Consider the following 12441-nt stretch of genomic DNA (forward strand, 5'->3'; position numbering starts at 1 on the left):
ATGAAAAAAATGTTATGGGTCATTCTCATGATGTCTACCGGAACTTCCTTTACTTCGCCTTTATTTCCGTTGTATCAGGAGCAGTACCAATTAAGCAGTCTTCAAATCTCCATTTTATTCGCCGTATATGCGGTCTTTCTTCTGCCCTCTTTGCTCATTGTCGGCTCTAGAGGTAGCGGTTGGGGGCTGAAACGGGTTCTTCGTATCAGCATCCTGTTGTCGATCCTGGCCACTCTTCTCTTTATGGCAAGCCAGCAGGCCTGGCTCGTTTACGTGGCGAGAATGCTGGAAGGAGTTGCTTACGGCAGCTTTACGGGCACCGCAGTCGCGTTTTTGCTAAAGCAATCGTCTAAAGAGGAAGCAGGCAAAGCGATTCTGTTATCGGGTATGGCCGTTTCAGTTGGTTTCGGTCTAGGTCCTGCTTTGGCAGGTTTAATCATCCAGTATCTGCATCTGATGCCCCTGCGTACGCCGTTTTGGGTTTTGACCCTTCTGTTACTGAGCGGTTGGGTTGGCTTGGAGACGCTGCAGGACAAGGATTTTCAAGCGCGGAAGGAACACAGTCGAACGGTGCCGGCATCGATCTCACTTGTGGTGCCTACCGACATTAAGCCTCATTTCTGGTCTTTTAGTGCGCTGCCCTTTTTCACGCTATTTACCTTGAACGGAACCGTTCTCTCCTTGATTCCTTCGTTTGTAAAAAACGTGATTCATACTTCCAACCTTGCCGTGTCTGGTCTACTGATTCTGTTACTAATGGGAGGTGGTACGATGATGCAAATGCTGCCTTGGTTCAAACAACCGGTTGTACGCCTCCGTATCGGTATCGCTTTATTGGCTTGCGGAGCCTGGCTTGTCGTTCTATCAGGGACGTCGGAAAGCATAAGACTAATGTGGATCGGGGTGATGGTTCAGGCGCTGGGCAGTGGTTGGACGTTCCAGATCAGTTTGCGGCTGGCCGGCGAGCTTCCGAATGCATCAGAGCGGGCGAAGGTGATATCGACTTTCTACTTTGCGGGTTACATCGGGTTTATTGTTCCAATCGTGGGCGTTGGTCTACTGAGCTACTTATTTGGCTTGTACGTGTCTCTGATTATCCTGAATGTTCTCGCTTCCCTGGTGGTGATCTATATGTTGGGTTATTCCGTAAGGTTTGCGCGGTTCTATTCCGCTAGAAACGGATCGCATACTCATGCGGAAGGTCTTCCATCCAAGATGAGTTCGCAGGCCTTGCAATCCTGACGGATGAGCGCGGGGGATAATCTCCGTTCTGATTACCTACTTCTCATTTGAACATTAAGAATGAGGTTGTTTATTCTACGAGTCACGAAGAAAAGCGTAAGTTCAAAAGGGAAATTCACCTCAGAACTTGCGCTTTTTGATTATTGATGCCCTTTAGGAAAATTTCTTAAGCGAAACCCATCCGAGAGCACCAGGTTTACTCCCTCTAAACCTTTTGAAGCTGTAGAAGCCTGCCTGAATTCTCGGTTATCCTTATGTTGTTATTCCCTCATGTATAGTAAAGGCGTTCTTTCCATAATATAACACGAAAAATAATGAGCATTGGGAGATTTTGGCCATGAAGGATTTATTTGCAATGAATACAGAGTTTAAAAACCTCGATCAATTATTAAAATTATCCGGAAAATCGAGTGACTTTAAGAAAACAGTTATTTTACTTGGTAAACAAGAAGTGAGTATTTTTTATTTTACTACCCTAATCGATACGAAATGGATGCAGCAACATTTGATTCTTGTGATGCAAAATCGCGCTTTGGATTCCGAAATCAAGGAAATCGAGGATATAAAGGCTTGGATCCCCATTAATGATGTAGAGATTACCGACGAGTTAACAAATATTCAATCCAAATTGCTGAAAGGTTATGCGATCGTTCAACTTCATGAAAATGATCAAAAGTGTGCATTGGTTAATTTAGCCGACAATCATGGAATGCGAGAAAACAATGATACGGAAAACGAGTTTAGCGTCGTCGGCCCTAAAGTCGGTTTCGTAGAGGACCTGGATACAAACATCGGTTTGCTAAGAGCAGAAATCAATATCCCAAACTTGATTATAAAAGAAATTATCCTTGGAACAACTTCAAAAACAAAAGTCGCAATCATTTATATCGATGGGTTGACAAATGAACAGTATATTCAAACTGTTGAGCAAAGGCTTACTGATATTGATTACGATTTCGTGTTTGATTCGTCCTTACTGGACCAAATGATGTCAGATAATTCTTTGACACCATTTCCATTGTTTGTATCCACGGAACGCAGGGACCGAGCGGTGTATTCACTTATTAGCGGGCAAGTCGCGGTCATTAGCGACGGATCACCTTATATTCTGACGGGACCCTCTACATTGTTTGATTTTTTTATTTCCGCGGAAGATTATTATTTGCCATGGATATTAGGTTCTTTTTTTCGATTGATTCGAATCTTAGGTGTTATTTTTTCGTTGTTTGCCACGTCAATGTATGTTGCGATAACCACATTCCATTATGAAGTCATTCCAAAAGATTTGCTTAGCCCCCTTATTTTTTCCAGACAAAACGTTCCATTTCCGCCCTTCTTTGAAGTGCTTTTTTTAGAAATAACCATTGAATTTCTTCGGGAAGCAGGGGCCAGATTACCTACAAAAATTGGCCAAACCTTAGGTATTGTCGGAGGAATTGTTATCGGTCAAGCCGCGGTCCAAGCAGCTTTAACAAGTAATATTTTATTAATTGTTGTCGCGCTATCGGCTTTAGCCTCATTTACGACACCGATATATAAGATGTCAAATGCGATACGATTTTTACGCTTTCCTATCATCATTCTGTCAGCGATATGGGGGGGAATTGGCATATTTATCGGGATCGGTATTTTGTTCGTCCATATTATTCGTTTGAAATCACTAGGCTCTCCTTACGCTGTTCCGATTTTTCCTTTCAGGATTATGTCTTTTAAAGACAGTTTTATACGTTCATCTTTTCAAATTCTGAATAAAAGACCTCAACATTTAAGACCAAAATCTTCAGTTAAGTATTTGCCTAAACCAGTTAAACGGAAAAATGTCTTAGATGAAGAATAAATTATGGAAAGAGGGCCATTATGGATAGGAGAAAAATTTTTCCAATTATTATTTTGTGTGCAGTTTTATCGGCATGTTCCGATCAAAAAATTGTGAATCAGATTTGTCTTGTCCATGCAATTAGCTTTGATACCGTTGCGAATGGCAAAAAAAGCGCTGCTCTAATTTCTCACTTTAAAGAACAGGGAAAAACAGAACTAGACGTTCTACATACGGAATCCAACTCTAATATTGGCGCTCTGCCACGACTAAATACGCGGACAAATGATCCCCTTGAAAGGGGACAGCTAAGGATGATGTTATTCGGAAAAACGAGTGCAGAAAAAGGGATTGGGGCTGAAATCCATCATTTTCTTCGCGATCCTAAAATTTCATCGAGGCTTCAGCTTGGAGTCGTGGATCGGGATGCTTCGGAACTGTTGGAAATCATCAAAAAAACCCATGAACCGTTTTTTTTATCGGATATGATTGAGCAAAACATGAGAAACGGAAATTTACCGATGATGAACCTTCATGTATCCTTGTTTAATTATTATGGTGAAGGACGAGACATGTTTTTACCGTATTTTAAAATAGATCACGGAGAAGTAATAATCGATGGCCTGGCTTTATTTAGAAGTGATCAAAAGATAACTGAAATCAGCATGAAGGACGCTTTCTTATTAAAAATGCTTATTCAGAACTCGAAGAACGGGGACTACAAGGTTCCAGTTGCAGGAAAAACATCAGACAAACAGAGTGAAGATTTTATTTTATTGAGAAGCATGCATTCAAATGTAAACTATATTGTGAACAATGTTAATCCAATCCCTTCTATTTCAATTAGGTTGAAATTGGTGACGGAACTTCAGAATGTCCCGGATTGGGTGGATTTGAGATCAGAAGAGCAGCTTACACAGCTTGAAAAAACGATGGGTTCTTATTTAAAAACAGAAATTGAAAAATTCCTTTCACTATTGAAAGAAAATAAGGTTGATCCAGTCGGCTTTGGCGACTTAGTAAGAAGTCGGTCTATGAATTGGAGTGCCCAAGATTTTGAAAAAATTTATCAAGTAATAAAAACAACTGTAAGTGTTCAAGTTAAAATTGCTAATACTGGTAATGCTTGAACGATGTCTGGAAATACAGTTTAGTGAGGTGTTTCGTAAATGAAAAATGCTGTTGACGAAAAATACCTAATATCTCCCTTCTTAATTGTTCCTCTAATGTATGTCAGTATGGTCGGGGTCGGAGTTCTGAATTTCCAACGTGAAGTGGCCGAACATGCCGGATATAATGCTTATATCTCTGTTGTTTTAGTGGGGATTAGCATTCATTTAATCTTATGGATGATTTATAAAATTTTAAGTTCTAATCAAGAAGGTCTAGATGTAACTGCAATCAACAAAACATGTTTCGGGAAAATTGCAGGAAACATAATCAATTTCGCAATCGTTCTTTATTTTTTTTTCGGGGCTTATATTGAATTCAAAGCCTATATTGAAGTTATACAAGTCTGGATGTTTCCATCAATGAAAATTTTACCCATAAGCACCCTTTTGGTATCGTTTATATACTATACCGTATCAGGCGGGTTTCGGAGCGTTACAGGACTAAGTTTTTTGGGATTCCTAATGGCACTTATTTTTATTATTCCAGAGAATATGTCAGTTTTGCCGTATACACATCCGTTAAACTTGATGCCTCTTTTTAACCATTCAATAACCGATATATTACTCTCTTCTAAAAGTATGCTATATCAATTCTTGGGATTTGAAGCTCTTCTACTCTTTTACCCATTCATTAAATCACCAGAAAAATCTCAAAAGTGGGCACATTTGATGATATTTTTTGTTACATTATTGTATTTGATGGTAATAATCATAACGTTTATGTATTTCAGTGAAGGGCAGCTGCGCGAAATCACTTGGCCTACGCTTAATATGCTCAAGATAGTTGAAGGACCAGTGTTCCAGAGAATAGAATATCTAGCGATTTCATTGTGGTTGCTTAAAAATTTGTCTGGTATATCTTTAAGCTTGTGGAGTGCATGCCGCGGAATGAAAAACATTTTTCAGATCAAACCGCGTGTGAGCTTGCTTATTTTTCTGCTCGGAATTCTGATATTAGAGTATTTTTTGCAGGATCGCAGTATATTTAGATGGATGTCCAAGTTTTATGCTGACGTCGGACTTTATTTTATTTATGGATATATCCCGATTATGTTCGTTGCAACACAAGTAAGGAAAAAATGGAATAAGGGGTAATCATACAGCTGATAGAAGCCTTAAACGAATGAATAATAGTACACCCAGGTTGTTAAGTAATTACTCAAAAACGGGACAAGGTGGTTGATCATCCTTTGAGAATGATTCGAATGATGGGCCACCGAGGCTCTTTTTCTCATTTCACGAGGCATGCATCTTTTAACCGATGAAAGTCGGGTCGAGGGAGGGGAAAGTTTCGCTAGGAGGCCCTCCTTACGTCGAATTCCGTTCGTATGAAATGCTTAGACGAGTAAGATTCGAGGATAACCGCTATTGTATTTGCCGATTGTAATCTGTTTTACAGATAATCAGAGAATTGAGTGGTAATTTAATAATAGGAATGAACGAAAGTTGTATTAAAAACGCAAGAGGAGGCCTTCTTATGCATTATAAAACGATTATTATCGGTACGGGTCCGGCGGGTCTAACCGCGGCGATCTATCTGGCAAGAGCGAGTGTTGTTCCACTTATTATTGAAGGAATTCAACCCGGCGGCCAATTGACGACAACAACCGAGGTCGATAACTTCCCGGGGTTCCCGGACGGAATTATGGGTCCTGAGCTGATGGATAACATGCGCAAGCAGGCGCTGCGCTTCGGCGCTACGATTCAGTCAGGACGGGTGACGGCAGTGGACTTGTCCAAGCGTCCGTTCACGCTGTTCTTGGAGGACGGCGGTCAATTGACAGCTGACTCGCTGATTATTTCGACAGGCGCATCGGCCAAGAAGCTGGGTATCCCCGGCGAGACCGAGAATATCGGCAGAGGTGTGAGCACCTGTGCAACCTGCGACGGCTTCTTCTTCCGCAATAAGAAAATCATCGTGATTGGCGGCGGAGATACCGCGATGGAGGAGGCGCAATTCCTGACCCGGTTCGCGTCCGAGGTTCGCGTCGTGCATCGCCGCAATGAACTGAAGGCTTCGAAGATCATGCAGGATCACGCGCGCGGCAACGAGAGGGTTGCCTGGAGCCTGAACCGGACACCGCTCGAAGTAACGGCGGGGCCGATGGGCGTCAGCGGACTGAAAGTGCGCAGCAACGAAACGGGCGAAGAGGAGCTGCTGGAAGCCGACGGAATTTTCCTGGCGATCGGCCACACGCCGAATACAGGCTTCTTGGGCGGGCAGCTGCCAACCGATGAGCTCGGTTACCTGCAAGTCATTCCAGGCACATCCCAAACTGCTATCCCTGGCGTGTTCGCCTGCGGCGACGTGCAGGACCGCATTTACCGCCAAGCCATTACGTCGGCTGGCAGCGGTTGTATGGCCGCGTTGGATGCGGAACGGTTCTTGTCCGAGCAGTACGCTTAATATTTTCACATAACTGAATCTCAATCATTCAACCATTCAAAAGGGAGGCAAATGCCATGTCAATTCAACCGATAACAGATGCTACTTTCCAAAATGAGACCGCAGCGGGCACCGTGCTCGTCGATTTCTGGGCGCCTTGGTGCGGACCATGTAAAATGATCGCTCCGGTACTGGACGAATTATCCGCCGAGATCGGCGATAAAGCCAAAATCGTAAAAATCAATGTGGATGACAATCCGGAATCCGCGGCCAAATATAACGTCATGAGTATCCCTACCTTGTTAATATTCAAAGACGGGCAAGTCGTGAACCAACTCGTCGGCGTGCAGCCGAAAGATCGATTGAAGGCTGCTATCGAGCAGGCCTGAGAGTCAGTAAACAACACCCATACACCATATTTCCATTCAAATAGCAGTGTACATGCAGAATTAAAAAAATATACGGTAGGGACATTAGCTCCCGTTTGAAATATATGTTGTGAAATTACTGCATGAATTTCATCGTAACGTGGGTATGATACAATCATTATGGTAATAAATAGCTGTTCGGTCGAAGATGTTCCACTTTGTATTATGCAATGCCTGAGATTGAAGGAGAACTTGAAGGCTTTCAGGATCAAGCCTCAATCGGACTCGTTTTTTTGAAAATGATTCTTCGAAAGACTATTTTATGGAGATCCTCAGTTCGCAATATCCCAAAAATAATGAAAAGGGTGCATGAAGGAATGGAATCACGATTGAATTTAGCACACAAAATCGGTCAAGGGATTTCACCTCAACAGTTCATGGATCACATGCAGATTCGTTCGATGGAACTCAGTAATATCCCGAATACCAAAGATCTGTTTTTCTCCGTTTACGATAATTTCGCATGGACGCATGAAGACAAGAAAGCATTCTATACTGCATTAAACAATCGCTCCGACCTGCACTGTTTGATTCTATGCACGGACTGGTGTCCGGACGTCATCTGGAACGTCCCAATACTGTTTCGAGTGATGGAGCAGTGTCACATTTCGACTGAAGTGTTGCTTATGGAAGAGCATATGGAAACTATGGATCTCTTTCTCACGGATGGAGGGCGGGCACAGCCGATCGCTGTTTTCTTGAATGGGTCCGGTGATGTTCTAGGCAGATGGGGAGCGCGTCCAGCCTATATTCAGGCCGTGATGGAGAGGTTTAAAAAGAACAATCCAAATAAACAGGAACCTGATTATAAGGAGAAATTGAACCAAATATATCGGGAGATCGGCGAGATCTATCATACTGGCAACGAATATCAGGGGGTTATACTTCATGAATTAAAAGATTTGTTTACTACCTTCCCTTCGTGAATTTTTTCCCGATTGATGGGATTAAATGCTTGGATCGAAGAGCCGACATAGCACTGTTTGTATTTCAGTCATTTCATGCAAAAATTATATTTTAATAGTTACAGATCGCCGAGACTGGTGCTCCCCTTTAAAGTTAACAGGTAAACTACAAAGCCTGTTACAGGAAGGGGAGCTTTATTTTGCCTCGAAGACTACGGCCACAAATACTAGCGGTGAAAAAAATGGAAGTTTTTCGGAAGATGATGAAAGTAGTTGGTTAAAACCAAAAAAATGTTTTGTGATTAACTTGGGCATTTTGAAGTGCGACTTAGGTAAAACTAAATAGACTCCCGGGTGCTCTTAGGAAGACGTTTAACAACCAAATCGTAAGAGTGATCGATCATTTCAAAGATATCCGAGACTGGCAAAGAACCCTCGAGATTAATGGTATTCCAGTGCTGTTTGTTCATATGATACCCCGGTCGAACGTCTACATGCTGCTCTCTCAAGTTTTCCGCTGCCACCGGGTCGCATTTTAGGACCAAATACCCTTTTTTCTCATAAATAAGAGCAAATATTTTACCTGCAATTTTTATCGCTACTGGATCAGTTCCCGCACCCAAAGGATAATCTAAGTTCGCTCCTTTTTTGTTTAGACAGTATTCCATGATATTATTATACAAATCGACTCATCTCCCTGGTAAATGAAAACGTATAGTCCACTCCGTTTATCTAAACGGTTGGTAAGCATCTTCAGTATCTTTATTTTATAAAACGAACGTTCCCAATTTTTAATTAGAATCCTTTTATTTATCGAAAGCTGCCGATTCCGCAAGTACACCTTGTTGAGTTATTCGTATGCCAACTACCTTCCAGTGATCGACTGCTTCGCATAGATGATCCGCAAAGGCGTGCCCTCGAACACCGCCTGTCAACCCTTGCTGCCTCAGTCCGGTCCCATTGAATGATCCAGCAAAGACTGCCTGAACTCGGGGGGTCTTTGCATATCAATGTGTAGAGTTTCGGGAATGATTTTCTTCAAGTATTGTAACAGCAAGTTGAATAGACATGCGTGATGTCTTAACTACGCCCTCCTTGGCAAGCTCGCTCATCACGCCACTGACCGCTTCGCGGCTAGCACCGAGCATATTCGCAATTTCTTGATGGGAAAGAGGCAGATCGATCAGGGCATATCCGTCTTGAATGACTCCGAATTTTACGCTCAGTGTGTAAAGGAGATGGAGCACGCGTTCTCTAAGACCATGAAGCGCAAGCTGTTCCAATTGATCCTCGCGCTCCTTTAGCCGGTCACTGAGTGCTGTAAGAAATTTGAACGCGAGCTGAGGTCGATTGATCATCAGTCGTTCGAACTGAGGCTCGGACATGGTGCAAAGAAGCGACGATTCCATCGTTTCAATATAAACTCGCCTAGTTCCGAACGAGAATGAATTTAACTCTCCGAATATATTTCCTCTTGTGAGAATGCCAAGTGTGAACTGTTTTCCGCTGTCGTTCAGTTTATAGAGTCTAAGCTTGCCCTCCTTGACGAAATAAAGTCCCTCGCGCGTGGACTCCGGGGTTTGGACCAATGTGTTTTTTGTGATCCAATTGAAATGATGGATGGTATCTAACTGATCGATCTCTCTCATTTCTTCTCGCGACATTTCTTCAAAAATGCTGATTTGCGATAAATACCAAAGCTTGTTCATTGAATATCGAGCCTCCAAATGAGTGATAGCCAGCGGGATACGGATCCTTGATACCATGGTTGTTTATAAACCAACATAAAAGAGGGGTTTCGTATATTTCAGTTCGGCGATTGGAAGCCAGTCGGCCGCGCATTCCGTTCACGGGTCCGAATAAGTAAGGTTCATCGGTTTCATCTTCTATCTGAAACTTTGCATTGGCAATATCCACATTAGCATGTAAAATTGGATTCCATCAGATCCACTTTTATTTGAAAATCAGCATACCACTTATAGAAATGAGGGAGGCATGTTTTATGCCCCGACGCACGTTGTCAGCAACAAAAACCAAACAAATCTATTCCTTACTGCGCGAACAGATAATTCAAGGTATTTTTGCAGCCGGTGTTAAACTCCCATCCACGCGGGATTTGGCAAACGAATTCGGAGTATCGCGGGCACTCCTTGTGGACGTGTTTGAACTGCTAATCGCTGAAGGGTACTTGGAGGGCCGTCATGGCTCTGGCAGCTATGTCGTTGATTTAGGCGGAAGTAAACGTCAATTCCCTTCTCAGCTCCAAGAAATCGATTATTCCTGTGAAACGACTGTTCCGGAACCCCCGGCTCGCTTCCAGGGCATTGATTTTCGCCCAAGTTTCCCAGCTTTAGAGCACATCCCTTTCAAGAGATGGAAAGAAACTGCCATTGCCGCATATGCAGATATTCATTCAATAGAATTTGGCTATGACGATGATCCTGCAGGCCATTGGCAACTTCGAGCGAATATTTGTCGGTTTTTACTGCATACCAAGGGGATTAGGTGCTTACCTTCGCAGGTGATCATAACCGCCGGAGCGACTCAAGCCATAGCCTTGCTGTCCCGGCTCTTATTGAAACCGGGGGACGCAGTAGTCGTAGAAGATCCTAGTGCAACCTTCATTCAACAGATTTTTGCATCGACAGGTGCTGATATTATACCAGTTCCGGTAGATGAACATGGCCTGCGCGTTGACGAGATACCGACTCATCGGCTCCCCAAATGTGTGTTTGTTACTCCTTCACATCAATTTCCTTTAGGCAGCATTCTTTCCATTGGACGGCGCTTGCAGCTTATAGATTATGCCGGTCAAAACGGATGTTATATTATCGAAGATGACTACGACAGCGAATTCCGTTATACAGGAATGCCGGTACATGCTCTACGAGAGCTTGACTCGGAACGTATTGTCTATGTCGGGACTTTCAGTAAAAACTTGTTCCCTGCGTTGCGTATTGGTTATATGGTAGTTCCGCATGAACTGATAACTCCTCTTCTTCGTTTAAAGCATCTGACAGACATGCACAGTCCGATCTTACCGCAAATCACTTTGTCAAGATTTATCGCCGAACGCCACCTAGAACACCACATCGCCCATATGAAGCGCATTTACAGCAAAAGACGAAAATGTCTCATCGCCGGTTTGTCCAACATTTTCGGCAACAGCGTGAAAATATCTGGGGATGCCGCAGGACTGCATCTGGTTACGGAAATGGCCGGAAGCGTTTGCGACTCCCAAGTAGTCGCTAAACTTGAGGCACTTCATATTAAAGTATATCCCGTACAAAAATACACAATCACTAAAGGGAAGTACGAAGATCGACTTATTATGGGATTTGGCAATGTGGAAGAAAACAACATTTTCGAGGGAATCAAGGCGATTGCGAGTGTCTTAAGACATATGTCATAAACATACCGATCGAAATTGTTTCCGAATCTACTTCAATTTCATACTTCAAAATACGATGGAGTTCAGTAATTAACATTACAGAACTCCATTTTTTTTTTTTTAGAACTGTAATCGATCTATCCAATCCATATTTGGAGGTTTCAGAACGATAAGAAGTCAAATGCTACTAAACAGTTGAGTTATTCCGATTGTTATAGAAACCGGGAATCTTTCAGCATTTTAGGTGCGACAGTAGTGATTCAACAGTATATTAGGTTTCATGTTCTCGATACTTAATACAGTTTTGCCTGTATACCCAATCTCAAAAATAAAAATGGAGAATTGTAAACTACATTACATAACTCCGATATTTTTAAATTTATAATCAAGTTATCATTCGAAATTGGAGGTTTAAGAACATGAGCAACCAAAATTTAACCGAACAGTTGGAAGCAACTGCTCAGCAGTTTAAGGCCAATGCACCGATTGAAGCGCAGATCAAGATCGGTCAAATGATTGAGGAACTTCAGAAATCGGGGATTGCTTCCGGAAAACAACCAGGTGATAAAGCGCCGGACTTTAAATTAACAAATGCACTAGGGCGGGATGTCATTTTATTTGAAGAGTTGGCGAAAGGACCGGTAGTGCTGGTCTTCTATCGAGGCGGATGGTGTCCTTATTGCAATATGCAATTAAGGGCATACCAGCAGATATTACCGGAAATCCAGGCCATAGGAGCGCAGCTTATAGCGATTAGCCCACAAAAGCCGGATCATTCGTTATCCCTTCAGGAAAAAGAAGGATTGAAATTTCAAGTCCTTAGCGATCCGAACGGCTTGGTAACGGCCAAGTACAATCTGCTCTTCGATGTTCCGACGGGAGTAAGGGAACTCATGGAAGGTATCGGAGTCGATCTTGCGGAATACAACAATACTTCGCAATGGGTTTTGCCGGTTCCGGCTACCTTCATGATTGATGAGAGCGCCATTATTCGTTCCTCCTATGTCAATCCGAATTTCATGCAGCGTCAAAGCCCGGAGGAAATTTTGCGAGAGTTAAAAAAGCTTTAACGTGCGGGGAAAGGGACAAGCTGGAGATCTC

The 12441-nt window shown here is 42.8% G+C and carries 11 protein-coding genes; 9 read left to right on the forward strand and 2 right to left on the reverse strand.

Translation table 11 applies throughout. The features are described 5' to 3' along the window. The 7 genes from J2X61_RS18105 (at position 1) to J2X61_RS18135 (ending at position 7970) form a co-directional block, all read left to right on the forward strand. Positions 1 to 1242 carry an MFS transporter gene (locus J2X61_RS18105; RefSeq protein WP_274470528.1) on the forward strand — a complete coding sequence of 414 codons (1242 nt, stop codon included), beginning with the start codon at positions 1 to 3 and terminating at the stop codon, positions 1240 to 1242. A 337-nt stretch (positions 1243 to 1579) separates the two neighbouring features. Then, positions 1580 to 3079, forward strand: coding sequence for a spore germination protein (locus J2X61_RS18110; protein ID WP_310189554.1), 1500 nt, complete (start codon positions 1580 to 1582; stop codon positions 3077 to 3079). A gap of 20 nt (positions 3080 to 3099) precedes the next feature. Then, positions 3100 to 4188: a Ger(x)C family spore germination protein gene (locus J2X61_RS18115; protein ID WP_274470526.1), complete on the forward strand. Its 1089-nt coding sequence runs from the start codon at positions 3100 to 3102 to the stop codon at positions 4186 to 4188. Between the two features lie 39 nt (positions 4189 to 4227). Continuing rightward, positions 4228 to 5325 (forward strand): GerAB/ArcD/ProY family transporter, encoded by a 1098-nt coding sequence (locus J2X61_RS18120; protein ID WP_310189556.1) that lies wholly within the window; start codon positions 4228 to 4230, stop codon positions 5323 to 5325. 382 nt (positions 5326 to 5707) lie between these two features. Then, the gene (gene trxB / locus J2X61_RS18125; RefSeq protein WP_310189558.1) at positions 5708 to 6637 is read left to right on the forward strand and encodes a thioredoxin-disulfide reductase; all 930 of its coding nucleotides are present in this window, start codon (positions 5708 to 5710) and stop codon (positions 6635 to 6637) included. A 56-nt stretch (positions 6638 to 6693) separates the two neighbouring features. Next, the gene (gene trxA, locus J2X61_RS18130; RefSeq protein WP_310189560.1) at positions 6694 to 7005 is read left to right on the forward strand and encodes a thioredoxin; all 312 of its coding nucleotides are present in this window, start codon (positions 6694 to 6696) and stop codon (positions 7003 to 7005) included. A gap of 209 nt (positions 7006 to 7214) precedes the next feature. Then, complete coding sequence (locus tag J2X61_RS18135) at positions 7215 to 7970, forward strand: thioredoxin family protein (protein WP_310189562.1); 756 nt, start codon at positions 7215 to 7217, stop codon at positions 7968 to 7970. 317 nt (positions 7971 to 8287) lie between these two features. On the opposite strand, the gene J2X61_RS18140 is transcribed toward J2X61_RS18135, so the two are convergent. Beyond that, the gene (locus J2X61_RS18140) at positions 8288 to 8632 is read right to left on the reverse strand and encodes an MmcQ/YjbR family DNA-binding protein (RefSeq protein WP_274470520.1); all 345 of its coding nucleotides are present in this window, start codon (positions 8630 to 8632) and stop codon (positions 8288 to 8290) included. Positions 8633 to 8956: 324 nt separating this feature from the next. Further along, positions 8957 to 9658: a Crp/Fnr family transcriptional regulator gene (locus J2X61_RS18145; RefSeq protein ID WP_274470519.1), complete on the reverse strand. Its 702-nt coding sequence runs from the start codon at positions 9656 to 9658 to the stop codon at positions 8957 to 8959. Between the two features lie 293 nt (positions 9659 to 9951). Between J2X61_RS18145 and pdxR the strand changes: the two genes are divergently transcribed. Continuing rightward, positions 9952 to 11361, forward strand: a complete 1410-nt coding sequence (pdxR, locus tag J2X61_RS18150; protein ID WP_310189564.1) for a MocR-like pyridoxine biosynthesis transcription factor PdxR — start codon at positions 9952 to 9954, stop codon at positions 11359 to 11361. Positions 11362 to 11759: 398 nt separating this feature from the next. Continuing rightward, positions 11760 to 12410 (forward strand): peroxiredoxin-like family protein, encoded by a 651-nt coding sequence (locus tag J2X61_RS18155; RefSeq protein WP_274470517.1) that lies wholly within the window; start codon positions 11760 to 11762, stop codon positions 12408 to 12410. Positions 12411 to 12441 lie beyond the last annotated feature (31 nt).

The sequence above is a fragment of the Bacillus sp. 3255 genome (assembly GCF_031456485.1).
In the GTDB taxonomy this organism is placed as follows: Bacteria; Bacillota; Bacilli; order Paenibacillales; family NBRC-103111; genus Paenibacillus_E.

Coding starts and splice junctions, on each gene's coding strand:
- J2X61_RS18105 (WP_274470528.1), top strand. CDS start 1: ATGAAAAAAATGTTATGGGTCATTCTCATGATGTCTACCGGAACTTCC.
- J2X61_RS18110 (WP_310189554.1), top strand. CDS start 1,580: ATGAAGGATTTATTTGCAATGAATACAGAGTTTAAAAACCTCGATCAA.
- J2X61_RS18115 (WP_274470526.1), top strand. CDS start 3,100: ATGGATAGGAGAAAAATTTTTCCAATTATTATTTTGTGTGCAGTTTTA.
- J2X61_RS18120 (WP_310189556.1), top strand. CDS start 4,228: ATGAAAAATGCTGTTGACGAAAAATACCTAATATCTCCCTTCTTAATT.
- trxB (WP_310189558.1), top strand. CDS start 5,708: ATGCATTATAAAACGATTATTATCGGTACGGGTCCGGCGGGTCTAACC.
- trxA (WP_310189560.1), top strand. CDS start 6,694: ATGTCAATTCAACCGATAACAGATGCTACTTTCCAAAATGAGACCGCA.
- J2X61_RS18135 (WP_310189562.1), top strand. CDS start 7,215: ATGCCTGAGATTGAAGGAGAACTTGAAGGCTTTCAGGATCAAGCCTCA.
- J2X61_RS18145 (WP_274470519.1), bottom strand. CDS start 9,658: ATGAACAAGCTTTGGTATTTATCGCAAATCAGCATTTTTGAAGAAATG.
- pdxR (WP_310189564.1), top strand. CDS start 9,952: ATGCCCCGACGCACGTTGTCAGCAACAAAAACCAAACAAATCTATTCC.
- J2X61_RS18155 (WP_274470517.1), top strand. CDS start 11,760: ATGAGCAACCAAAATTTAACCGAACAGTTGGAAGCAACTGCTCAGCAG.